We start from the raw sequence: 25564 nt of genomic DNA on the forward strand, positions 1-25564 counted from the left end.
CCCGTTCTCCCCGTCGCGGCGGCGCCGGATCCTGGGATGCTCGGTCTCACGCGCCTGAGCTTCGACGGAGTCGCCCCCGTGCCGGTGTTCGTCGCTGCGGGTGACCGGGTCTCGTGCGAGGGGGGCGACGTCGTGGTGACCCGTCCGACCGGTGAGCGGTCGGACGCCGGTGCTACGGGGTGACCAGGCGGGCCGCCGGCTCTGCGTGGTGCAGGTACCAGGAGCGGAGGCGTTCCCGGGCGGCGGCGCGGTCGTCGGGGCGGGTTTCGGCGGCGGCGCGTTCGGCGGCGTAACAGCGCAGCAGGTCGTGCATGCGGTAGCGGTCCGGGCCGGCGGGGTCGAGCAGGTGGGCGGCGGCGAGGTGTTCGAGCACCGGCCTGGTCTCGGCGGGGGCCGAGCCGGAGAGCGCGGCGGCCGCGGCCGTGCTGATGCAGCTGCCGGGGGCCAGGCCGAGCAGTCGGAAGAGCCGCTGGGCGGTGGGTTGCAGGGCGCGGTAGGAGAGGTCGAAGGCGACCCGGACGGCGGAGGTGGCGTCGCCGTCGATCTGGAGCGCGGTGAGGCGGTCCTCCGCGTCGCGCAGCTCGGCGGCGTGTTCCACCAGGGTGCGGTGGGGCCGTTCCGCGAGGCGGACCGCGGCGATGCCGAGGGCGAGCGGCAGGTGACCGCAGGCGGCGGCGAGTTCGGCGGCGGCACGGGGTTCGGCGCGGGTGCGGTGGGCGCCGGTGATCCGGGCGAGCAGTTCGACGGCTTCGGACCGGGGCAGCACGTCGAGCACCAGCCGCCGGGCGCCGTCGCAGGCGGTGAGCCCGGCCAGCCCGTCCCGACTGGTCACCAGGGCCAGCGAGGCCGCCGAACCGGGCAGCAGCGGGCGGACCTGCTCGGCGTTGCGGGCGTTGTCGAGCAGTATCAGCACCCTGCGGTCGGCGAGCAGCGACCGGTACAGGGCGGCGCTCTCGTCGATGGTGCCGGGTATCTGCTCGCGGTCGGTGCCGAGGGCCCGGAGGAAGCGGGCCAGCGCCTCGTACGGGGTCAGCGGTGGGCCGAAGGCGTACCCGCGCAGGTTGACGTGGAGCTGGCCGTCGGGGAAGCGTTCGCGGACCTGGTGGGCCCAGTGCACGGCGAGCGCGGTCTTGCCCGTCCCGGCGCCGCCGGTCACCACGCCGATGCCGGCAGCGACGGCCGACCCGGCAGATCCGGTAGATCCGGCCGGGTCGGTGAGGCCGTCCAGGGCGCCGAGTTCCGCCCTCCGTCCGACGAAGGTGGCCAGTGCGGGCGGCAGTTGGGCGGGCCTGGGCAGGTGCTGCCGGGCGCGGGGCGGGCGGGCGGCCTGGGCGGCGGGCCCGTCCTTCAGCAACTCCTGGTGCAGGAGCTGGAGTTCCGGTCCGGGGTCGAGGCCGAGTTCGTCGGCCAGCTGCCTGGCGAACCGGCGGTAGGCGGCGAGCCCGTCGGCCTGTCGGCCCGCCCGGTGCAGGGCCCGGACCAGCTGTGTCACGAAGCGGTCCCGGAGCGGGTGTTCGGCGACCAGTGCGGTCAGCTCCGGGACGGTCTGCCGGTGCCGGCCGAGTTCGGCCTCCAGGTCCAGGCAGTTCTCCCAGGCGGTGAGCCGCAGTTCGTTCAGCGCCACCGAGCCGGCGGCCAGCAGGCTGCCGGACAGCCCGTCCAGCACCGGGCCGCGCCACAGGCCCAGCGCCGATCGGAACTCCTGTACGGCTGCCGCGGGTTCACCGCGCTCGGCCAGTCGGCGCGCCACCGACACCCGGTGGGCGAAGGCCAGGGCGTCCACCTGGTGGCCGTTCGGTGCGATCCGGTAGCCGGGGCCGTCGGTGAGCAGCACCGGCGGCCCGTCGTGGGCGGCGGCGAGCTTGCGCCGCAGCAGTCCGGCGAGGTTCCGGATCTGGCGGTGGGCCGTGGCCGGCGGTTCGTCGTCCCAGACCGCGTCGATCAGGCGGGCCACCGGGACGACGGAGCCGGCGTTCAGCAGCAGGGTGCCGAGCATCAGCTCCTGCTTGGCCCCTTCCGTCCGGGCCCGTCTACCGTCGTCGGTCCACACTTCCAGCGGCCCCAGAATCCTGAACTCCATGTTTCCTTCCCGTTGTTGGCCGATGTCGAGGCGACCCGGACGCCTTCGAAGCCCGTGACCGTCTCATGACGGACTCGTGTCGACTCTGTGCATCCGGTTGGAAGTCTTCTTCCACCGGCCCCGCTGGGGCCGGCTCTCCCACACTCAAGGAGCAGTTGGATGAAGCGCGTGAAGCAGGCCGCAGCCCTGGCCGTCGCACTCGGCCTGGCCCTCGTACCCCTCTCGGCGAGCGCGGCGCAGGCCGCCGGGCCGGCCACCCACAAGGGAATGACCTGGCAGGTGCTCGCGACGGGCCCCGACGGGACCGTCCAGGTCGGCGGCCCGGCGCACTCGACGCCGAGCGACCCGTACAACGGCGACACCCTTCCGTCCGTCTCGCTGCCGGTCCTGTGCATCAACGTGGACGGCAGCCCGGCGCCGGACGGCATCAGCATCGGCTTCTACAACGGTTGGGCCGGCGGCACCGTCGCGCTCAGCCAGCCGGTGAAGGGCTCGCGCTTGAACAGCCAGGCCGCCGCGAACAGCGTCTGCCAGGCGTCCTTCGGCATCGGCTGGCGCCAGGCCGAGTTCCACGACGGCCGCTACGGCCCGAACCTGGACTACGTCGGCGGGTGGAGCTTCTGGGCGTACGGCAACATCAACCCCAACGCCCGCTTCTGGACCGCCATCAACGACCAGCAGGCCAACCCCTGGAACTGACGGCGGCGCGGTGGTGACGGCCGGGCGGGGCGGGGAGCAGTCCGCCCGGCCGTACCACCTCCACCTGCACCTCCACCTGGACCTCCGTCTCCGTCTCCGCCTCCCGTGCGAGCGGCCCGGTCACCCTCGGACGGCCGGGCCGTCCGGCGTTCGGGGCTCCTCGGCGGCAGGGGAGGCAGGGCGGGGTGAGGGGCGCAGGGCATGGGGCAGGAACTCCTCTGCCGGGAAGGTTTGACGGGGGGCGGGGCGGCCCCGTCTCGGGGGGCGGCGCCGCGACAGACCTTCCCATCCGGCGGCGACCGGTGGCATCCCAGGTTTGTGGGGGGTCCGACGACCTCCTCCCTGTGGTAGGGAGGCGACCTGTTGCGGGCCGCTCCACGGCAAAGCCCCAGGCCGGTGACCGGGGGCCGTCGCGCTGTCCGGGCTCGCGCCGGGTCCGGAGGGCGGGGCGGGACCGGTCGGGCGGGGGTGTCAGGCCGGGGGCCGGCCGAGTTGGGCGGTGTACGGGGCCGCGAGGAGTGCGACGAGTTCGCGGCGGCTGCGTACGCCGGTCTTGGTGAAGGCCGACTTCAGGTGGTCCTGGACGGTGGCCGGGCTCAGGAAGAGCCGGTGGGCTATGTCCCTGGTGCTCAGGCCCCGTACTGCCTGGAGGACCACCTCCTGCTCGCGGGGGGAGAACCGGTGCGCGAGCAGGGACAGCGGGATGACGTCGACCGGGCTCGCGGGTTGGGCGACCAGGGCGACGCTGCCCCGCGGGCACTGGTCGAGCAGCGAGGCGCGGACGGCGATCCACTGGCCGCTGGGGCGGCGCAGCAAGGTCCAGGCGTGGGCGCCCGCATTCGCGGAGGTCGCGTGGATGCGGGCGCGCTCGGAGAGGTAGATCAACGCGGTCGGTACTCCGGCGGGTCGGTACTGCGGCTCGGAGAGCTCCTCGAACAGTTGCCGGGCCCCGGAGTCCGCGGAGGTGAGCTGACCGGTGGGGCCGATGACGGCGACCCCGAGCCAGTACGGTCCGTCCAGCGGGTCCGCTCGGACGTCCTGCCCGTCAGCGGTGCCCGGGGTGGGCAGCGCATAGTCGCGCAGGGCGGCGGCCACGGCCCGGGCGGCCCGTTCGGCCAGTCTCTGTTCAATCGCGCCGAAGGGCGCCGATCCGGCCTCGCGCATCAATGCGGCGGCTCCCCACCGCCCGCCGCCGACATCGAAGTTCATCCGCAGCTCGTCGCCCAGTCCGTACGCGGCGAGCAACTCCCGGTAGCGCACGCTGCTCTCGGGACGGCCACCGGTGGCGCGGTGGACGGTCTCCACGACGCGGCCGGCGGCCCGGATGTCGACGAAGCGGGTGGTGTCGTCGGACCACATCTCCAACCGGATGGCGTGCTCGAAGGCGGTCGGCTGCAGCCCATCGGCAACGGTGGAGGTCAGGAAGCCGGTGACCGGATCGGCCCCGTGCAGGCAGCCCGCTTCGGATCCGAGAGCGGGCCCGAGGATGGTGAGGAGCTGCCGGAAGAACTGTTCCAGCGGGAGCTTGGCTGCCGCCAGATCGTCGATCTCTCCCACCATGCGGCGTTCCCTGTCACGGAATGAGGTCATCTCCGTACCATAGGGCCGAGGTTGGCGTTCCCACACACTCCCGAGATGTCCACCGAGGGCGTTGTCCTCGCAGGGGTCGGATCGGAAAGCCGTTGCCGTAACGATCTTGAGGGCTGCCGGTCGGCCCGTGGGTTCGTTCCTCGTCGTGCCGCTGTCATGGCCGTTGGTTGTTGTCTTGGGGGTTTGTTGTTCGGGTGGGGGTGGGGGGTTGTGGTTTGTGTTTGGTGGTTGGTTGGTGTGGGAGGGCGGGTTGTGGGGTGGTGGATAGGGGTGGGGGGTTTTGGGGTTTCGGGGTTGTATGCGAAGGGCCCGGGTATGGTTTGGGGTGTGTCGTGAGGTGGGTTGTTCGGCCGCTCGCCGCTCGCCGCTCGCCGCTCGCGGCTTGTGGGGTGTTGGGGTTTGGGGTCGGTGGTTGTTGTTCGTGGGTTGGTTGGCCGTGTTCGTGGTGGTGGTCGGGGGTGTGGGTGGTGGTCGGTCGGGGGTTGGGTGGGTTGGTGTGTAGGTGTTGCTGGTAGTTGGTGGGGCGGGTGGGGTCTTTGCCTGGTGGTGTGGGTGGTGTTCGGTTGAAGTCGGTTGGTGGGGTGGGTGGTTGGTGGCTGGTGGGGCCGGTTCGGGGTGTGGGGTTGTGGGTGGTGGTCGGTTGTCCGTGTGTCGGGTTGGTTGCGTGTTTTGATGGGGTGTGGGGTGTGTTGGTTCCGGCTCAGGTCGCGGTTCCGGGTGCTGGTTCCGGCCCGGGTCGGGGTGCCGGGTGCTGGTGCCGGCTCAGGTCCTGGGTGCCGGGTTCCGGTTCTGGCCCGGGTGCCGGTTCCGGCCCGGGTGTGGGGTTCCGGCTCGGGTCCGGGCTGGGTGGTTGTGTGTGGTTGGGGTTTGGTGTGGTGGGGGTGGGTTGGTTTTGGTCGGTGGGGGTTGTTTCCGGTCGTTGGTTGATGGGGCCGGCCGGGTGGATTCCGGCTTTTCTGTGCATTCTTGATGTAACGGGCTACCGGAGTAATCGTCATACTCTATTGCCGGGCGTGGGATCGGCTCATGCTGGCGGAGTGGAACGCGTTGCGGGGTGGTGGTTCTCCGGGGCTGTCATGGCTGTGGGGTCCGTTCGTGGCCGGTGGCGGGTGTTCGGGTATCGGGTGTGGGGCGGCGGTGGTCGTCGTGTCGGTGCCCGGATGGCCGGCCTGTTCTCCGGTGGTGTCCGGGCGGGTCCCTGGTGGTGGGGGTCCGGGTGCCGCGCTCGTGTTTCACGGTCTGTCCGTGTGGTGGTTCGTCTCGCCATGCCCGTTGCCGCCGCGTCGAGGGCGGTGACGCGCGCCTGGACGTGACGGCCGCTCGCACCATGGCGTTGCCTGGTAGTGGTGCTCGTCCGTGTCCGGTGGTCGTCTGGGCGGCGCGGCTGTCGGGTGTGGTGTCCGCGTGCACGATGCGGTTGTCCGTCCCTGGTGGTTGCCTGCACGATGCGTCTGCTGGGTGTCTGGCGGTCGCCTGCCTCCTGGTGGTCGCTGGGTGCCTGGCGCCGGCTCGTATCCAGCGGTCGTCTGGGCGGGGCGGCTGCTTGCACCATGCGGTCGTCTTTCCCTGGTGGTTGTCGGCCTGTTAGGCAACTGTCGGGCGGTGGAGGCGGTTTGGGCGTGGTGGCTGTCGGGGCGTGGTGGCTGCTCGTGTGATGTGGTCGCCTGCTTGCGGGTGGCTGTTCGCTCGATGCGTCCGCGTGTGGTCGGCGGTCGTTTGCGTCATGCCCTGCCCGTAGGGTGCGGTCGCCTGTCCCTGGTGGTCGCTTGCACCACGTGGTCGCCGGGCTTGTGGCGGCTGATTGCACGGTGTGGTCGCCTTCTCTGGCGGTCGCTCGCAGCATGGTGTTGCCTGGTAGTGGTGGTCGTTGGTGTCCGGTGGTTGTCTGGGCGGCGCGGCTGTCGGGTGTGGTGTCCGCATGCACGATGCGGTTGTCCGTCCCTGGTGGTTGCCTGCACGATGCGTCTGCTGGGTGTCTGGTGGTCGCCTGCACCGTGTGGTCGCCTGCCTCCTGGTGGTCGCTTGCGCCAGGTGGTCGCTGGGTTCCTGGCGCCGGCTCGTATCCAGCGGTTGTCTGGGCGGGCGGCTGCTTGCGTGATGTGGTTGCCTGCGCCATGTGTCAGCGCCTACCCGGCGCCGGCGTGTGGCTGGTGGTCGCTGCATGATGCGTCCGCTGGGCGACTGGTGGTCGTTTGCGTCATGCTCCGCCCGTTCGGTGCGGTCGCGTGCGCGATGCGTGAGTGTCTGCCCGGGCGTCGGCGCGCAGTTGGCCGTCGCTTTGCACGATGCGGTCGTCTGTCCCTGGTGGTTGTCGGCCTGTTGGACAACTGTCGGGCGGTGGAGGCGGTTTGGGCTTGGTGGCTGTCGGGGCTTGGTGGCTGCTCGTGTGATGTGGTCGCCTGCTTGCGGGTGGCTGTTTGCTCGATGCGTCCGTGCGTGGCCGGCGGTCGTTTGCTTCATGCCCTGCCCGTACGATGCGGTCGCCTGTCCCTGGTGGTCGCCTGCGCCGTGTGGTCGCTTGCGTCCTGGTGGCTGCTTGCAGGGTGCGGTCGCGTGCGAGATGCGTGAGTGTCTGCCGGGTGTCGGTGCGCAGTTGGCCGTCGCTTTGCGTGGTGCGGTCGCGTGCGTGGTGTGTGAGTGTCTGCGCGGGCGTCTGTGTGTGGCTGGTGGTCGCTGCATGATGCGTCCGCCGGGTTTCTGGTGGTTGTTTGCGTTATGTGGTCGCTTGCCCTGTGAGGGTTGTTGCGCCGTGCGGTCGTGTGTTCTGTGCGGTCGCTTGCCCTGTGGTGGTCGCTTTGCGTCGTGCGGTCGTGCGGTCGTGCGGTCGTGCGGTCGTGCGGTCGTGCGGTCGTGTGGTCGTGTGTCCGGTGTTTGTTGTGCGTGTACGTGGCGTGCTGGTCGTGTGTGGTGGCTGGTGGATCCCTGAAGGATCTCTCTTCTTCTGTTCTCTCCCCTTCATTTCCTTTCTTTCTTCTTCTTCGTATCCCGGCGAACCGGAGGAACCCTGTGGACGGCGACACGCAGTCGTTTGTGGTCGTGTTCAACGACGAGGAGCAGTACTCGATCTGGCCGGTGGACCGTGGTCTGCCGGCCGGTTGGCATGCCGGTGGTGTCCGTGGCTCCCGCACGGAATGCCTGGCTCATATCGACGAGGTCTGGACGGACATGCGCCCGTTGAGCCTGCGTCGGGCCGCCGAGCAAGCCACCCCCTCCCAGCGGTGAAAGGGTAGGTAACGAAGAGATGGTGCTCAACGAATTCCACGCCCGTGTCACCGAGGCCCCCGACACGATCGCGGTCCAGGACGGACAACGGACCCTGACCTACCGTGCGCTGGCCGCGCACGCCCGTGTGCTGGCAGGAGAGCTGACCGCGCGGGGCGTGGGACAGGACAGTGTCGTCGCGGTCTACGCGGACCGGTCGGCGGAGCTGGTGGTCGCGGAGCTGGCGGTGCTGCTGGCGGGCGGGGCCTTCCTCCCGCTGGACCCGGCCCACCCGGGCGCGCGGGTGCGTCAGCTGCTGGAACTGTCGGGTGCGGCCACGGTCGTGTCCACCGCACCGCTGGCCGCGGGCGGCGCCCCGCTCGGTGACGACGTGCTGCTCGTCGACCTGACCACCGACCCCGCCGACCCCGCCGACCCCGCCGATCCCGCGACGACTGCCACCACCGCCGAGGCCGGGACCACGACGCCCGCGAAGGCCGCTGCGCCCGCCGGGTCTCCCGCGTCCGCCGTGCCGTCGACCCGCGAGGCCGCGCCCACCGGCGCCGCGCCCGGAGCGCCCGCCGCGTCCGCCGGAGTGCCCGGAGCGCCCGGGGCTGCTGGGGCCGTGACGTCGGCCGGTGAGGCCGTGCCCGCCGGGGCCGGGATCGCTGGACCTTCGGCCGGGACGGCCGCGCCCACCGGGGCTGCGCCTGCTGCGCCCGCCGGGGCCGGGGCTGCTGCGGCTGCTGCGTCCGGGGCTGCCGGTGCCGGGGCTGCTGTGCCCGCCGGGGCCGGGGCTGCCGGGGCTGCCGGGGCTGCGTCTGCTGCGTCCGCCGCGTCTGCTGCGTCCGGGGCTGCCGGTGCCGGGGTTGCTGGGCCTTCGGCCGGGACGGCCGGGACGGCCGTGCCTGCCGGGGCTGCGCCTGCTGCGCCCGCCGGAGCGTCCGGAGCGTCCGGAGCGTCCGGAGCGCCCGCCGGCGCCGCGTCTGGAGTGCGCGGGGCTGCCGTGCCCGCTGGGGCCGGGGCTGTCGGGGCCGGGATGGCCGGGCCGTCGCCCGTCGTGTCGCCCGCCGATCCCGCGACGACTGCCGCCACCGCCGAGGCCGGTGCCGACACGCCGGACGGTGCCGCGCTCGCGTACGTGATCTACACCTCGGGATCCACCGGCCGGCCGAAAGGCGTGGCCGTGTCACACGCGAGTCTGGCGAACGTGACGCGCTGGCACCACGACACCTACGCAACAGCCCCCGGGGACCGCTGCACGCTGCTGGCCAGTCCCGGGTTCGATGTTTCGGTACAGGACATCTGGTTCACCCTGACCGCGGGCGCGACGCTGGTGATCCCGCCCGCACGCGTGCGGACCGCGCCGGGCGCGCTGGTCGGCTGGCTGGCCCGGGAACGGATCACGGTGTCGTTCCTGCCCACACCGCTGGCCGAGGCCGTCCTCGACGAGGCCTGGCCCGCCGACACCACCCTGCGCTACCTCCACACCGGCGGCTCCGCACTGCAGCGCGGCGTGCCCGAGGGCCTGCCGTTCACGGTGGTGAACCTGTACGGGCCCACCGAGTGCACGGTGAAGGTGACGGCGGGCGAGGTGGTGCCCGGCGGGCCGGTGCCCCCGCCGATCGGGCGGCCGGTGGAGGGGGTGCGCTGCTACGTCCTGGACGAGGACCTCCAGCCGGTGCCGGACGGCGAGGAGGGGGAGATGTGTCTGGCCGGGGAGTGTGTGGCGCGCGGCTACCTCCATGATCCGGGCGCGACCGCGGCCGCGTTCGTGCCGGACGTCTTCGGCGGGGCGGGACAGCGGATGTACCGGACCGGGGACCGGGTGCGCCGTCGTGCGGACGGGGTGTTCGAGTACGTGGGCCGCTATGACGACCAGGCGAAGATCCGGGGGTTCCGGATCGAGCCGGGGGAGGTGGCCACCGTCCTGAAGCAGCATCCGGGTGTGCGGGACGCCTTCGTCGGGGTGGAGCGTTCCGGGCGCCCGGACGCGCGGCTGGTGGGTTACGTGGTCTCGGACGTGGCGACGGGCGAGTTGGTGGAGTTCGTGGCATCGCGGCTGCCTGCCTACATGGTGCCGGCGGCGGTGGTGGTGCTGCCGGTGCTGCCGTTGACGCCGAACGGGAAGGTGGACCGTGGTGCGCTGCCGGCGCCGGACCGCCTGGCGGCGGGTCTGGCGGGTGAGGTGGTCGCGCCGCGGACGGCGACGGAGGCGGCGCTGGTGCGGATCGTGTCCGCTCTGCTGGGGGGCGTGCAGGTCGGGGCGTTGGACGACTTCTTCGCTCTGGGCGGCAACTCGCTGCTGGTGGCGCGTCTGGCGGGGCACGTGGCGGGTGAGTTGGACGCGCCGGTGAGTGTGGCGGACCTGTTCGATGCGCCGACGGTGGCCTCGCTGGCGGCGCTCGTGGACGAGCGCGCCCAGGACCGGGCCACCGCCGCGGGCGCACCCGCCGCCACCGCCACCGCCACCGGCGCCGCCGGGTCCGGCAGCACCGCCGGGTCCGGCGCCGGGGCGGGGTCCGGCGAGACCGGTACCGCCGGCAGTACCGCTAGCGCCGGTACTGCCGGAAGTGCGGGCAGTGCGGGCACCGCCGGCAGCACCGGTACTGCCGGTAGCGCCGGTACTGCCGGTACTGCGGGCAGCACTGGAAGTGCGGGCAGTGCGGGTGGCGTGGGTGGTGTGGGTGGTGTCGGGACGCCCGCTCCCGCGGTGCCGGCACGCGGCCCTGTGATCGCGCCGGTGGCACCACCGGTACGCCGAGCCGACCGCAACCGGCCGATCCCCTTGTCCCTGCCCCAGGAACGCGTCTGGTTCTTCGAGCAACTGTCACCCGGCAACCTCGCCTACAACTTCCAGGCCACCGTGTCCCTGGACGGCGTCGTCGACGTGCCGGCCCTGCGCGCCACGCTCGACGAGATCGTGCGCCGCCACGAGATCCTGCGCACCCGCTTCGTCGCCGTCGACGGTGTCGGCCGCCAGGAACCGATCGCCCACGCCACCGCTTCCCTGAAGGTCCTCGACATCCCCGCCGACCAGGCCGACGACGCCGTCGCCGCCGAGTTGCGCATCCCGTTCGACCTGACCGACCCGCCCCTGGCCCGCTGGGTCCTGATGCGCCACGGCGAGGGACGCAACACCTTCCTCCACGTCGAGCACCACTTCGTCCACGACGGCTGGTCGCTGGCCGTGTTCCTGTCCGAGATGCGCGCCCTCTACCCGGCGTTCGCCGCCCACCGCCCCTCGCCCCTGCCCGACCTCGCCGTCCAGTACGCCGACTACGCGATCTGGCAACGCGACTGGCTGCAGGGCGACGTCCTGCGCGCACACACCGACCACTGGACCGCCCGCCTGGCCGGCGCCCCGGACACCCTGGAACTGCCCGCCGACCGGCCCCGCCCACCGGTCATGACCTTCCGCGGCCGCGCCCCGCGGATCACGATCCCCGCCGAACTCGCCCGCGCGTTGCGCGCCTTCAGCCGCGAGAACCGCATCTCCCTGTTCACCACCATGTACGCCGGCTTCGCGGCCCTGCTCTACCGCTACACCGGCCAGCAGGACATGCTCGTGGGAACCGGCGCCGCCAACCGCAACATCCCCGAACTCGAACCGCTGCTCGGCATGCTCGTCAACACCCTGGTCCTGCGCACCCGGGTACAGGGCGACCTGCTGTTCACCGACCTGCTGGAGCAGGTGCGCCGCAGCGTCGCCGAGACCCTCGCCTGGTCGGACACCCCCGTGGACGCGGTGATCGACGCGATCGACCCGGCCCGCGACCCCTCCCGCACCCCCCTGTTCCAGGTCATGTTCAGCTTCCACGACTCCGCGGTCCCGGACGTCGACTTCGGCGGCCTGAGCGGACGGGTCACCGAACGCTCCAACAAGTCCGCCAAGTCCGACCTCAACGTGATCGTGATCCCGCGCGCCGAACAGCGCATGGGCCGCGCCGCACGCCCCGAGGACGACGACCTGTCCATGATCTGGGAGCACTCGTCCGACCTGTTCGACGAGGCCACCATGGAACGGATGGTCACCCACTACCTGACCCTCCTGACCGACGCCGTCACCCGCCCCCGCACCCCCGTCGGCGCACTGCGCCTGCTCCCGGACGGCGAGGCCGCCCAGCTCGAACGCTGGGCCCGCGGGCCCGCCGCCGCCGAGCCCGCCCCGGTCACCGAGCTGATCGCCCGCCAGGTCCGCGAACGCCCCCGGGCCGTGGCCGTGCGCTGGCCCGGCGGACAGCTCACCTACGAGGGCCTGTGGCGGCGCGCCGGCGCCCTCGCCGATCAACTGCGCGAGCGCGCGACCGCCGCCGAGGAGCCGGTCGCGGTGTACGCGCACCGCTCCGTGGACCTGGTCGTCGGTGAACTCGCCGTCCTGCTGGCCGGCGGCTGCTACCTGCCCGTCGACCCCGACTACCCGGCCGAGCGGACCGCCTACATCCTCCAGGACGCCGGCGTGCGCAGCGTCCTGGCCACCTCCCTCACCCGCCCGCTCCTGCCCGCCGCCGTCGACGCCCACGTCATCGACCTCGACACCGACACCGCCGCCGCGGACAGCCCCGCCGCGGGCGGTGCTGCGGCCGCCGCGGGCGCCGCCACCCCGCACGGCCCCGCCGCGGGCGCCGCCGCGAACACCGCCGCGAACGCCGACGGCCCCGCCGCGGGCCCCGCTGCGGCCGCCGGCGGCCCTGCGCAGGACGGCCCCGCGCAGGACGGCCCCGCGCAGGACGGCCCCGGGCAGGACGGCCCCGCCGCCGACGTGGAGCGGGCCGCTCCCGGCCCTCTCGCCCCGGACCGTCTCGCCTACCTCATCTACACCTCCGGCTCGACCGGCCGCCCCAAGGGCGTGGCCCTGGCCCACCAGGGACTGGCGAACCTCGCCGCCTGGCACACCAGCGCCTACGCGCTCGGCCCCGACGACCGGACCACACTGTTCGCCAGCCCCGGCTTCGACGCCTCGACGTGGGAGATCTGGCCGACCCTCACCGCCGGCGCGACGCTGTGCGTGGTGCCCGCGGACCTGCGCGCCGCGCCGACGGAACTGGTGCGCTGGCTGGCCGGGGAACAGATCACCGCCGCGTTCCTGCCCACCCCGCTCGCCGCCGCCGTCCTGACCGAGCCGTGGCCCGCCGACACCGCGCTGCGCGCCCTGCTCACCGGCGGCGACGTCCTGCCCGCCGCGCCGCCCGCCGGCCTGCCGTTCCAGCTGTTCAACCACTACGGGCCCACCGAGAACACCGTCGTCGCGACCGCCGCCCTCATCCCCCCCGCCCACACCCACGGCTCCGGCCACGACCCCGCCCACGGCTCCAGCCCCGCCCACGGCTCCAGCCCCGCCCCCGGTTCCGACCCCGACGTCGGCTCCGGCCTCGGCCACGGTTCCGACCTCGGCGCGCTGCGCCCGCCGATCGGCCGGCCGATCACCGGGATCGACACCCACGTCCTGGACGCCGAGGGCCAGCGCGTGCCCACCGGCGTACGCGGCGAGCTCTACCTCGGCGGTAGCGCCGTCGCCCGCGGCTACGTCAACCGGCCCGACCTGACCGAGCAGAGCTTCCTTCCCGACCCGTTCACCCCCGACCCGCACGCCCGCCTCTACCGCACCGGCGACCTGGTGCGCTGGCGCCCCGACGGGCAACTGGAGTTCCTCGGCCGCGCCGACGAGCAGGTCAAGATCCGCGGGTTCCGCATCGAGCCCGAGGAGATCGCCGCGACCCTGCGCGAGCACCCCGACGTCCACGACGCCGTCGTCCTCGCCCGCCCCACCGCCCCCGGCGCCGAGACCACCCTCACCGCCTACGCCCGCAGCGACAGCGCCCACGACGCGAAACTCCTCGCCTTCCTCCAGGACCGCCTGCCCGCCTACATGGTCCCCGACACGATCGTCGTGCTGCCCTCCCTGCCGCTCACCGCCCACGGCAAGGTCGACCACGACGCCCTGGCCGCCCTCACCCCCACCACCACCGCCGCTACCGCGGCCACGGCCGGTGCGGCGGGCGACCGGGCCGCACAGGCGCCGCTGACGCCCACCGAGGAACGCATCACCCGGATCGCCCGCGCCCTGCTCCACGACCAGCCCATCGGCCGGGACGACGACTTCTTCCGCGCCGGCGGCCACTCCCTGCTCGCCGCCCGCCTGGTGGCCCAGGTCAACGCGGCCTTCACCGTCCAGGTCCCCATGGCCGCCTTCCTCCAGCGCCCCACCGTCGCCCACCTCGCCGACGCCGTGAACGCCGCCACCACCGGACAGGCCGGCGCACCGGCCCCCATCCGGCCCCGCACCCGCACCACCACCCGGGAAACCGAGGTGCGGCCGTGAACCACACCACCCAGCCCGACCCCGACCACCCCGACCACGCCAGCCGCGCCGCTGACCCCGGCCACCCTGGCCGCGCCGCCGACTCCGGCGACTCCGGCCGCGCCGCCGACCTCGGCGACTCCGGCCACGCCGCCGACCCGGCACCCCTGTCCTACGCCCAGCAGCGCCTGTGGTTCCTCGACCAACTCCAACCCGGCAGCGCCGTCTACAACGTCCCCCTCGGCTACGACATCACCGGCCCCCTGGACCACCACGCCCTCCAACAGGCCCTCACCGAGGTCGTGCGCCGCCACGAGATCCTGCGCACCGCGTTCCGCTCCAGCGCCGGAACACCCCACCAGGTGGCCCTGCCCCCCGCCCCCGTCCCACTGCCCGTCACGGACCTGACCGCCCCCGGCCGCACCCCGGACGAAGCCGCGCGCCTCGCCGACGAGGAAGCAGGCGCCCCCTTCGACCTCGTCGCCGGCCGCGTCATCCGCGCCCGCCTGCTACGCCTGGGCGAAGACCGCCACCGGCTGCTGCTCACCGTGCACCACCTCGCCTGTGACGCACCGTCGGTCACCACCCTGGGCCGGGAGATCGAGACCCAGTACCGCGCCGCCCTCCACACCCGCACACCCCGCACCCCGGACACACCGCCCGACCCGTCCACGCCCCCCGGAGCGGGGGCAGCGCACACGCGGCCCGACCCGTCCACGCCCCCCGGAGCGGGGGCAGCGCACACGCGGCCCGACCCGTCCGCGCCCTCCGGGGCGGGGGCAGCGCACGAGCCGGCGATGCAGTACGCCGACTTCGCCGAGTGGCAGCAGGCCACACTCGCCGGACCCGAACTCGAACGGCTCCTCGCGTACTGGAAGGGACGGCTGGGCGGCATGCCCGCCCGCCACCTGCCCACCGACCACCCCCGCCCGCCCGTGCAGAGCTACCGCGGCGCAGCCCTCACCTTCGACCTGCCCGCGGACGCCGTCCAGCGCCTGGAGGAACTCGGCCGGGCCGAAGGCGTCACCCTCTACAGCGTGCTGCTGGCCGCGTTCGCGGTCCTGCTGCGCGCGCACGTCGGCGAGGACGAGGTCGTCGTCGGCACCCCGGTCTCCGGGCGGGAGCGGCCGGAACTGGCCGGCCTCATCGGGTTCTTCACCAACACCCTGGTCCTGCGCTGCGACCTGACCGCCCGCCCGACGTTCCGCGAGCTGGTCCAGCGGCTGTGGACGGAGGTCAAGGGCGCGCTCGCCCACCAGGACCTGCCGTTCGAGAAACTCGTCGAGGAACTCCACCCCGACCGCGACCTCGCCCAGAACCCGCTGTTCCAGGTCCTGTTCAGCTACCGCTACGAGGAGGAGGGAGCGGGCCTTCGCCTGGAGGGCTGCCAGGTACGGCAGGTGCTCGGCGACACCGGCACCGCCCGCTTCGACCTCACCCTCAGCCTGGCCCGTACCCCGGCCGGGGTCACCGGCCGCCTGGAGTACAGCACCGACCTGTTCGAGGCCGCCACCGCCCAGCGCATCGCCGAGCGGTACGTCAACGTCGTGGCCGGCGCCGCCGACAGCCCGGACCGGCCCGTCGACGAACTCGCCGTCCTGCCCGCCGCCGAACTCGCCACCCTGACCCGCTGGCAGAGCGGCACCACCGACACCGCTGCCGCCACCCACGCCGAAACCCACGCCGAAACCCAGGCCGGCGCCCAGGCCGGCGCCACCGACCCCGGGGCAGGCACGGCCGACACCGACGCCGCTGCCGGCGCCCAGGCCCACGCCCAGGCCGACACCGCTGCCGGCGCCACCGGCCCCCGGGCCGACGCCGACGCCACCCGGAACGGGAGCGGGCCCCGCACCGGCGTGCAGGCCGCCACCACCGGCCCCCGGGCCGCCACCACCGGCCCCCGGGCCGCCACCACCGGCGACACCGGCCCGCTGGTGCACGACGTGCTCGCACGGCGCTGCGCCGTGGCGCCCGAGGAGGTCGCCGTCGTCGCGGCCGACACCACGCTGACCTACCGCGAGCTCGACGACCGCGCCGAGCGCCTCGCGCTCCGGCTGCGCCGTCTCGGCGTGAGGCCGGACGAGCCGGTCGGCGTCCACCTCGCCCGCAGTTCCCAGCTGATGGTCACTCTGCTGGGCATCCTGAAAGCCGGTGCCGCCTACCTGCCCCTGGACCCCGACTACCCGCGGGACCGTCTGGCGTACATGGTCGCCGACGCGGGCGTGCGCCTGGTGGTGGCGGACTCCCGCAGCGCCGCGTCCGCGGGCCGCCTGGGCGCAGCCCAGGTCGTCGTCCCCGACCCGCACACCGACACCGACACCGACACCGACACCGGCGCCGGCGCCGACGGCGACGGCGACACGCCGCACGCCGCCGTACCGCACGCCACCGCCGCCGGTGCCCCGGACGGCGCCGGTGCCCCGCAGGCCGGCGCTGCCGCGCCGCCCTCCGCGCCGCCCGCTGCCGCTGCGCCGTCCTCCGGGGTGTCCTCCGCTGCTGCGCCGCCTTCCGCGCCGTCCGCTGCTGCTGCTGCGCCGCCCTCCGCGCCGCCCGCTGCTGCCGCGCCGTCGTCCGCTGCCGTGCCGTCGTCCGGGGTGTCCGCGGTAGCGCCGGTGACGGCCGACAACCTCGCCTACGTGATCTACACCTCCGGCTCCACCGGGCGTCCGAAGGGCGTGGCGGTCACCCACCGCAATGTGGTGAACCTCTTCGCGGGGATGGACGAGACGTTCGGCCGGGACGAGGCGGGTACCTGGCTCGCGGTCACCAGTGTGTCCTTCGACATCTCCGTGGTCGAGCTGCTGTGGGCGCTGGCCCACGGCCACCGGATCGTGCTGCGCGCGGAGCCGCCCCTGCCCTCGGCGGCGACGGCCGCGCAGCTCGCGGCGGCGGCCGAGGCGCGGGTGCGCCCGATCGATTTCAGCCTGTTCTACTTCGGCAGCGATTCCCAGGCCAGCAGCGAGGACCGCTACCGGATGCTGCTGGAGGGGGCGAGGTTCGCCGACGACAACGGCTTCACCGCCGTGTGGACGCCCGAACGCCATTTCCACCAGTTCGGCGGCCTCTACCCGAACCCGTCGGTGACGGCGGCGGCCGTCGCCGCGCTCACGCAGCGGGTCCAGGTCCGGGCGGGCAGCGTGGTCCTGCCGCTGCACGATCCGCTGCGGGTGGCCGAGGAGTGGTCGGTGGTCGACAACCTGTCGGCCGGGCGTGCGGGGATCTCCCTGGCCTCCGGCTGGCACGCCAACGACTTCGTGCTGGCCCCGCAGGCGTTCGAGGAGCGCAAGCGCCTGATGATGGAGGGCCTCGATCAGGTGCGCCGGCTGTGGCGGGGGGAGAAGGCCACCCGCCGCAACGGGGTGGGCGCGGACATCGAGGTCGGTGTCTTCCCCCGCCCGGTGCAGGCGCAGCTGCCGGTGTGGCTGACCAGTGCCCGTCACCCGGAGACGTTCCGGATGGCGGGGGAGGCGGGCACGGGCGTGCTCACCCACCTCCTGGGGCACAGCCTGGAGGAGCTCGCGGAGAAGATCGCGCTCTACCGGCGGACCTGGCGCGAGCACGGGCACCCCGGCCAGGGGCATGTCGCGGTCATGGTCCACACCTTCGTGGGGCCGGACCTGGAGGAGGTGCGGGAGCTGGTCCGGGAGCCGATGAGCCGCTACCTGGAGACGTCCTTCGACCTGATCGCCTCCCTGGGGGCGACCACCGGCAGCGCGCAGGACTTCAAGTCCCTGTCGCCCGGGGAGTTGCGGGAGCTCGTCGACCGGGCGTTCGAGCGGTTCTTCGCCACCGCGAGCCTGCTCGGCACCCCGCAGGTGTGCGCGGACATGGTGGAGCGGATGAAGGCCGCCGGCGTCGACGAGGTCGCCTGCCTGGTCGACTTCGGGGTGGACGAGAAGGCGGCGCTGGAGGCCCTCGCGCATCTGGTGACGGTCCGTGAGATCACCGCGGAGCGCCGTGCGCAGGCGCTCGCCGAGCCGGAGGAGCCGCTCGCGGCGCAGTTGCGCGGGCACGGCGTCACCCATCTGCAGTGCACGCCGTCGCTGGCGCGTGCGCTGCTCGCCGACCTCGACACCCGTGGTGAACTGCCGCGCCTGCAGCGGCTGCTGGTGGGCGGCGAGGCGCTGCCCGCCGACCTCGCGCGGACGCTGGCGGCCACCGTCGCCGGCGGCGTCCACAACATGTACGGGCCCACGGAGGCCGCCGTGTGGGCCACCACCGCGACCGTCGGGGGCGAGGACGGCGCGGTGTCGATCGGGCGGCCGCTGGCGAACGTGCGCGCCTACGTCGTCGACCGCGACCTGCGGCCCTGTCCGGTGGGCGTGCCCGGTGAGCTGCTCCTCGCCGGTGACGGCGTGGTCCGCGGCTACCTGGGGCGCCCGGGCACCACCGCGGAGCGCTTCCAGCCCGATCCGTTCGCCGCCCGGCCGGGTGAACGCGCCTACCGCACCGGTGACCTGGCGCGCTGGAGCGCCCACGGCCGTCTGGAGTACCTGGGGCGCCTGGACGACCAGGTGAAGCTGCACGGCCACCGCATCGAGCTCGGTGAGGTCGAGAGCGCGCTGCTGACCCACCGCGCCGTCCGCTCGGCGATCGCCGCGGTGCGCGGTAGCGGCGCCGACCAGCGGATCACGGCCTACTACGTGACCGCCGACGGGCACGGCGCCACCGAGACGGAGCTGCGCGCCCACCTCGCTGCCCGTCTGCCCGCCTACATGGTGCCCGCGGCCTTCCACGCCATCGAGCGGGTGCCGCTGACGCCGAACGGGAAGGCGGACCGCAGGGCCCTGCCCGACCCGGCCGGCGCCCGCCCCCGCAGCGCGGCCGCCTACGCCGCGCCGGCCAGCGACACCGAGCGCATGGTGACCGGGGTGTGGCGGGAGGTGCTGGGCGTGGAGCGGGTGGGCGTCGACGACAGCTTCTTCGACCTCGGCGGGAACTCCCTGCTGGTGGTGGTGGCGCGGGCGCGGCTGCTGGAGCAGCGCGACAGCGGCCTGACGCTGGTGGACATGTTCCGCTACCCGACCGCGCGGGCCCTGGCGCAGGCGCTGGACCGCGCGCCCACCGAGGGCGCGGACGAGGCGGTGGGCGCCGGCACGGCCCGGGCGGCGGCCAGGCGCGCCGCCGCGGGCGCCGCCGCCCGGCGCGCGGCCCGGACGGGGGCGTGAGCGATGCGACACCTCCCCACCCCCACCCCCGCACGGACCCCCGCGCCCGCACGGACACCCTCGCGGACCCCCGCGCCCGTGCGGACTCCTGCACGGACTCCCGCGTCCGCGCGGACCCCTGCCCGGACACCCGCGCCTGCCCGGACCCCTGCACGGACCCCCGCGCCCGCACGGACCCCCGCACGGACTCTTGCACGGACCCCCGCGCCCGTGCGGACTCCTGAGCCCGCACGGACCCCTGCACGGACTCCCGCGTCCGCGCGGACCCCCGCACGGACTCCCGCGTCCGCGCGGACACCCGCGCCTGCCCGGACCCCTGCACGGACTCGTGAGCCCGTGCGGACTCCCGCGTCGGCGCGGACGCGGACACCCACACCCATATCCACACTCATCTCCGCGCCTGTACGGGCGCGGCGGCACGGCACGGAGGGACTCCAGTGAGCAGCGGGACGCAGGACGCGACGCAGCCGGAGGCGATCGCGGTCGTGGGGCTCGCCGGGCGGCTGCCCGGCGCGCCGAGCATCGAGGACTTCTGGCGCAACCAGCGCGAGGGTGTGGAGTCGGTCAGCCGCTTCACCCCCGAGCAGCTCGCCGCGGCCGGCTGGCCGACGGCGATGGTCACCCATCCCGACTACGTGCCCGCCGCCGGCGTCATCGAGGACGCCGACCACTTCGATGCCGACTTCTTCGGCTACACCGAGCAGCAGGCGCTGATCAGCGACCCGCAGCAGCGGATCTTCGCGCAGGCGGTGTGGCACGCGCTGGAGGACACCGGGCACGACCCGGCGCGTTTCGACGGTGCGATCGGCGTGTACGCGGGGCAGTTCGCCAACAAGTACCTGCCGTTGAACCTCCTCGCGAACGCCGGCTTCCGCGGGTCGATGGCGGCCTTCAACGCGCGTCCGTACAACGACAAGGACTTCCTGGCCACCCGTGCCGCCTACCTGTGCGACCTGCGGGGCCCGGCGATGACGGTCCAGACCGCGTGCTCGACGTCGCTGGTGGCGATCCATCTGGCGTGCCAGGCGCTGCTGGGCCACGAGTGCGACATGGCGCTGGCCGGGGCGGTGGCGCTGCCGGTCCCGCTGATCGGCGGGTATCCCGTCGTCGCGGGCGGCATCTTCGCCCGTGACGGGCACTGCCGTCCCTTCGACGTGGCCTCCAGCGGGACCGTCCCCGGCTACGGCGTCACCGTCATCGCGCTGCGCAGGCTCGCCGACGCGCTGGCGGACGGCGACCACATCCGCGCGCTGGTCCTGGGGACGGCGATCAACAACGACGGGTCGGCGAAGTTCGGGTTCAACGCGCCCAACGTGCAGGCGCAGGCCGAGGTCATCGCGACGGCCCAGGCGGTGGCGGGGGTGGCGTCGGAGAGCATCGGCTACCTGGAGGCCCACGGGACCGGTACCCCGCTCGGGGATCCGATCGAGCTGGCCGGGCTCACCAAGGCCTTCGACACGACCAGGCGCGGGTACTGCGCGATCGGCTCGGCGAAGGCGAACATCGGGCACCTGGACGCCGCGGCGGGGGCGGCGGGCTTCGCGCGCGCGGTCCTCGCCCTCGAACACGAGGAGATCCCGCCCAGCATCAACTTCGAGGCGCCCAACCCGGCCCTGCAACTGGAGCGCACGCCGTTCTACGTGCCCACCGAGGTCCGCGCCTGGCCGCGCGGGCAGGAGCCGCGGCGGGCGGGCGTCAGCGCCTTCGGCGTCGGCGGCACCAACGCCCACGTCGTCCTCCAGGAGGCACCCGCCCCCGCACCCCGCACCACCGCCACCGGGGCCGGGACGGCGGGGGAAGGGGAGCACCTGCTGGTCCTGTCCGCCCGCACCGAGGAGGCCCTCGCGGCGGCGGCCGGCAACCTCGCCCGCCACCTGGAGCGCCACGCGGGCCTCGACCTCGCCGACGTCGCCTACACCCTGCAGGCGGGGCGCCGCGCGTTCCCGGTGCGCCGCCACGTGGTCTGCCGGGAGCGCGACGGCGCCCGGGCGGCCCTCCACGCGCTCGCCCAGCCCCCCGCCCCCACCGCCGCCACCGCCGCGGGCGGGGCCGGGGGCGGGGGCAGGGCGGGGGGCGTGCGCCAGGTCGTCTTCATGTTCCCGGGCACGACCCCCCACCCCACCGCCACCGCCCTCCACCACGAGCCGGTCTTCGTGCGGGCCGTGGAGCGCTGCGCGCAGGCGGCGCTGCCCCTGCTCGGCCACGACCTGCGCCCCCTGCTCCTGCCCACCGGCGACGCCACCGCCACCGCCACCGGCGGCAACACCGGTGGCAGCGGTCTGCGGGGTGTGCACGAGGACCCGCGGGTCCACGCCGCCGCCTCCTTCACCCTCCAGTGGGCCCTCGCCGCCCTCTGGCAGTCCTGGGGGGCGGGCCCCGCGGCGATGATCGGCGCCGGTGACGGCGAGTACGTCGCCGCCTGCCTGGCCGGCGTCCTCGACCTGCCCGACGCCCTCGCCGCCACCACCGCCGCCGCCCACGCCCGCGCCCAAGCCGGCGGCGGGCAGGTGAGCGAGGCCCAGGCCCTCGACTTCGCCGCCACCCTCGCCCGCTACGACCGCAAACCGCCCCAGATCCCCTACATCACCACCGCCACCGGCACCTGGGCCGACCCCCAGGACGTCCTGGAACCCGCCCACTGGGCCCGCCACCTGCGCGAGCCCTCCCGCCTCGCCGAGGGCCTGCGCCACCTGGGCGCCGACAGCGCCCGCATCCTCCTCGAAGTGGGAGCGGGCACCACCCTCACCGACCTCGCCACCCAGCACACCCCGACCCCCGCACTGCCGTCACTGCCCCGCACCCACACCCGCACCCACACCGACACCACCCGCACCCACACCGACACCACCCGCACCCACACCGACACCACCCGATCCGACCGCGCCCACCTGCTCGACGCCGTCGGCCGCCTGTGGAGCCACACCGTCACCATCGACTGGGACGCCCTCCACACCGCCGCACGGCCACGACGCACCCCCCTGCCCGGCTACCCCTTCCAGGGCCGCCGGTACTGGATCGGACCCGACAGCGGAAGCTACGACCCCCTGGGACTGGAGGAGCCGTCATGGACCAGCCGCTCATAGCCATCGTCGGCGCCGGCGTCATGGGCACCGGCATCTCGACACTCGTCACCGGACACGGCCTGCCCGTCGTCCTCGTCGACGTCGACAAGGACGCCCTCGACCGCGCCGCCGCCGCCACCGCCCTGGGCCTGCGCCACGCCCAGCTCACCGGCGCCCTGCCCCCCGCCACCACCCCCGCACCCCTGCGCACCACCCTCGCCCTGGAGGACGTCGCCGACGCCGCCGTCGTCATCGAGGCCGTCACCGAACTGCCCGAGAAGAAAGCCGACGTCCTCACCACCGTCTCCGCCCTCGTCCGCCCCGCGACCCCCCTCATCTCCAACACCTCCGGCATCCCCATCGACGAGATGGCCGCCTGGGTGCGCCGCCCCGGCGACCTCATCGGCACCCACTTCATGAACCCCGCCTACCTCATCTCCATGGTCGAGGTCATCCGCGGCCCCCAGACCACCGACACCACCGTCGACGCCGTCCTCGACCTGCTCACCCGCATCCGGCGACGCGCCGTCGTCGTCAACGACGCACCCGGCTTCGTCACCAGCCGCCTGCTCCACCCCATGATCAACGACGCCGCGAACGTCGTCGCCGCCGGCACCGCCACCGTCGAGGACGTCGACACCCTCATGCAGGGCTGCCTCGGACACCCCACAGGACCGCTGCGCACCGCGGACCTGATCGGCATCGACAACCTCGTCGACGCCCTGGAGGCGCTGTACGCGAGGACCGGCGACGAGCGGTGCCGCCCCAGTGAGCTCCTTCTCGACAAGGTCCGGCAAGGCGAACTCGGCCGAAAGAGCGGACGCGGCTTCTACACCTACAGTGAGGCATGAGTCATGACCATCGAACAGCAGAGCGAGCAGGCGCCCTTCAACACGGACGCCGTCATCGACGAGATCACCAGGTTCGTCGCCGAGCAGACCCGCACCACCCCCGACGCCGACCAGGACCTCTTCGCCACCGGCGTCGCCAACTCCATGTTCGCGATGCGCCTGGTCGTCTTCCTGGAGCAGGCCTACTCCGTCACCGTCGCCGGCTCGGACCTGCAGCTGTCCAACTTCTCCACCGTCAAGAGCATGGCCGCCTTGGTGGCCCGCCTCCAGGCGGACCCCGCCGCCGACGGCGATGTCTGAGGCCCCACCGGCCGGCCACGAGGACACCTGGCGCCTGGTCGCGGACAACGCCGGCGCCTGGGACCTCGCCGGCGAGATCCCGCGCCCCCTGCTCACCGACCTCGGCGCCCGGGGCCTGCTGTGCGCCGAGGTCGGCAAGCAGTACGGGGGCCTGGGCCTGGCGAGCCTGGACAGCGGCCGCCTCACCGCCCACACCGGGAGCCTGTGCAGCTCGCTGCGCAGTGTGATGACCTCGCAGGGCATGGCGGCGTGGACGGTGCAGCGCCTGGGCGACCGCGCGCAGCGGGCGGCGTTCCTGCCGCAGCTGACGGGCGGTCGCCTGGCGGCGGTGGCGTTCAGCGAGCCGCAGGCCGGCAGCGACCTGGGGGCGATGGAGACCCGGCTGCGCGTGGAGGGCGACACGGCGGTGGTGGACGGCGTGAAGTCGTGGATCACCGCGGCCGCCTACGCCGACTTCGTGGTGGTGATCGCGAGGACGCGGGACGGGGCGGCGGCGGTGGTGGTGCCGGCCGACGCCGAGGGGGTGCGGATCGAGAGGGTCGCGCACCCGATGGGCTGCCGGGCGGCGGGGCACGCGCAGGTGCGCCTGGAGGGCGTGCGGCTGCCGGCCGCCAACGTCCTGGGCGGCACGGGCCTGTCGCTGCCGTTCCTGGTGACGACGGCGCTGGCCTACGGGCGGATGTCGGTGGCGTGGGGGTGCGTGGGTATCCTGCGCGCCCTGCTGGCGGCGGCGGGCGAGCACGCGCGCTCGCGCCGCCAGTTCGGCCGCCCCATCGGCGAGCACCAGCTGGTCGCCGGGATGCTCGCCGACGTCTACGCCGCGGAGCGGGCCGCCACCGCGGTGTGCCGGCAGGCGAGCGAGTGCTGGGAGTCGGGCTCCCCGGACCTGGTGACCGCCACCGTCCTCGCCAAGCACGTCGGCGCGACCCAGGCGGTGAGGGCGAGCGCCCTGGCCGTGCAGGTCATGGCCTCCGCGGGCGCCGAGGACGGCCACGTGGTGGCCCGCGCCTACCGGGACGCGAAGCTGATGGAGATCATCGAGGGCAGCAGCGAGATCTGCCGGCTCGAACTCGCCCGGCACGTCCTGGCGAGCGGCGGCCCGCTCGCGCGAGGGGAGGCACGGTGAGCGGGACTTCGCCCGCGCACGGGGCGGCGGCCACCGTCAAGTGCGTCGTGTGGGACCTGGACAACACCCTGTGGAAGGGCACCCTGCTGGAGGGCGACGACGTCGTCGTCGACGACCGGGTGTTCCAGACGGTCGTGGGCCTCGACGCCCGCGGCATCCTCCAGGCCGTGGCCAGCAAGAACGACCACGGCCCGGCCTGGGAGCGGCTGGAGGAGCTCGGCATCGCCGAGTACTTCGTCCACGCCAGGATCGGGTGGGGTCCGAAGTCGGCGTCGGTGCGGGAGATCGCGGACGAGCTGAGGTTCGCCCACGACACGGTCGCGTTCGTCGACGACCAGCCCGCCGAGCGCGCCGAGGTGGCCTTCCACCTGCCGCAGGTGCGCTGCTACCCGGCCGAGGCCGCGCCGGACCTGCTGGGGCTGGCGGAGTTCACGCCGGCGTCGGTGACCGTCGACTCGCGCCGGCGCCGTGAGATGTACCAGGCGAACGTGCGGCGCCAGGCGGAGCAGGAGTCGTTCGACGGGCCCTCGGAGGAGTTCCTGCGCTCGCTGGACCTCGTCATGCAGATCGGGCGGGCCAGCGCCGGCGACCTGTCGCGGATGGAGGAGCTCACCCTGCGCACGAGTCAGATGAACGCCACCGGCGTCCACTACTCGGACGCCGACCTGCGGGCGCTGCTGGACGACGCGGACCACGAGGTCCTCGCCGTGACCATGGGCGACCGCTTCGGCTCGCACGGCGCGGTCGGCGTCGCGCTGCTCGAACGGGGCGCGCGGGTGTGGCACCTGAAGCTCCTGGCCACCTCCTGCCGGGTGGTGTCCTTCGGCGCCGGTGCCACGGTGCTGAACTGGCTGGTCGACGAGGCGGCCGCGGCCGGGGTGCACCTGGTCGCGGACTTCCGGGCCACCTCGCGCAACCGGATCATGGAGGTCGCCTACCGCTTCGCCGGCTTCACCGACGAGGACTGCGCGTGCCTGGCCGCGCTCACGCCCCCGCCGGCCCCGCCGCAGGGCGGGCCCACGCAGCGGCTGCACCTCACGCCGTCCTCGCGCCCGGCACCCGACACACTGCGGCTGGAGGCCGTGCGCCTGGCCGCGACCTGACGGCGCGCCGGCCCGGTCCGCGCCGGCGCACCGGGCCCGGGCCCCGAGGAGCCCCCGCCGCCCCGCTCACCCGCGGGGCGGCG

Annotated in this window: 11 protein-coding genes; 9 read left to right on the forward strand and 2 right to left on the reverse strand. The window is 74.1% G+C overall.

What is annotated here, in order from left to right; translation table 11 throughout:
- Positions 1–172: 172 nt before the first annotated feature.
- Positions 173–2080, reverse strand: a complete 1908-nt coding sequence (locus tag ACFU74_RS22775) for a BTAD domain-containing putative transcriptional regulator (RefSeq protein ID WP_380759570.1) — start codon at positions 2078–2080, stop codon at positions 173–175.
- Between the two features lie 159 nt (positions 2081–2239).
- Between ACFU74_RS22775 and ACFU74_RS22780 the strand changes: the two genes are divergently transcribed.
- Positions 2240–2779, forward strand: coding sequence for a hypothetical protein (locus ACFU74_RS22780; protein WP_380759571.1), 540 nt, complete (start codon positions 2240–2242; stop codon positions 2777–2779).
- A gap of 471 nt (positions 2780–3250) precedes the next feature.
- Here the strand turns inward: ACFU74_RS22780 and ACFU74_RS22785 are convergent, their stop codons facing one another.
- Entirely contained in the window at positions 3251–4369 is a 1119-nt protein-coding gene (locus ACFU74_RS22785) for a LuxR C-terminal-related transcriptional regulator (RefSeq protein ID WP_380759573.1), read from the reverse strand.
- 3006 nt (positions 4370–7375) lie between these two features.
- Between ACFU74_RS22785 and ACFU74_RS22790 the strand changes: the two genes are divergently transcribed.
- From ACFU74_RS22790 to ACFU74_RS22825, 8 genes are all read left to right on the forward strand, one after another.
- Positions 7376–7591, forward strand: a complete 216-nt coding sequence (locus tag ACFU74_RS22790) for an MbtH family protein (protein ID WP_380759575.1) — start codon at positions 7376–7378, stop codon at positions 7589–7591.
- A gap of 19 nt (positions 7592–7610) precedes the next feature.
- Entirely contained in the window at positions 7611–13892 is a 6282-nt protein-coding gene (locus ACFU74_RS22795) for an AMP-binding protein (protein WP_380759577.1), read from the forward strand.
- Entirely contained in the window at positions 13889–19039 is a 5151-nt protein-coding gene (locus tag ACFU74_RS22800; RefSeq protein ID WP_380759579.1) for a MupA/Atu3671 family FMN-dependent luciferase-like monooxygenase, read from the forward strand. Before ACFU74_RS22795 ends, ACFU74_RS22800 begins: the two co-directional genes overlap by 4 nt.
- Before the next feature lie 437 nt (positions 19040–19476).
- Positions 19477–22122 carry a type I polyketide synthase gene (locus ACFU74_RS22805; RefSeq protein ID WP_380759581.1) on the forward strand — a complete coding sequence of 882 codons (2646 nt, stop codon included), beginning with the start codon at positions 19477–19479 and terminating at the stop codon, positions 22120–22122.
- Positions 22104–22952 (forward strand): 3-hydroxyacyl-CoA dehydrogenase family protein, encoded by an 849-nt coding sequence (locus ACFU74_RS22810; protein ID WP_380759583.1) that lies wholly within the window; start codon positions 22104–22106, stop codon positions 22950–22952. Before ACFU74_RS22805 ends, ACFU74_RS22810 begins: the two co-directional genes overlap by 19 nt.
- 3 nt (positions 22953–22955) lie before the next feature.
- Positions 22956–23252, forward strand: a complete 297-nt coding sequence (locus ACFU74_RS22815) for an acyl carrier protein (protein ID WP_380759585.1) — start codon at positions 22956–22958, stop codon at positions 23250–23252.
- On the forward strand, positions 23245–24378 hold the full coding sequence (locus tag ACFU74_RS22820) for an acyl-CoA dehydrogenase family protein (RefSeq protein WP_380759587.1): 1134 nt from the start codon (positions 23245–23247) through the stop codon (positions 24376–24378). Before ACFU74_RS22815 ends, ACFU74_RS22820 begins: the two co-directional genes overlap by 8 nt.
- The gene (locus tag ACFU74_RS22825) at positions 24375–25481 is read left to right on the forward strand and encodes an HAD-IIIC family phosphatase (RefSeq protein ID WP_380759589.1); all 1107 of its coding nucleotides are present in this window, start codon (positions 24375–24377) and stop codon (positions 25479–25481) included. Before ACFU74_RS22820 ends, ACFU74_RS22825 begins: the two co-directional genes overlap by 4 nt.
- Positions 25482–25564 lie beyond the last annotated feature (83 nt).

This window comes from Kitasatospora sp. NPDC057500 (assembly GCF_042802195.1).
Taxonomy (GTDB): domain Bacteria; phylum Actinomycetota; class Actinomycetes; order Streptomycetales; family Streptomycetaceae; genus Kitasatospora.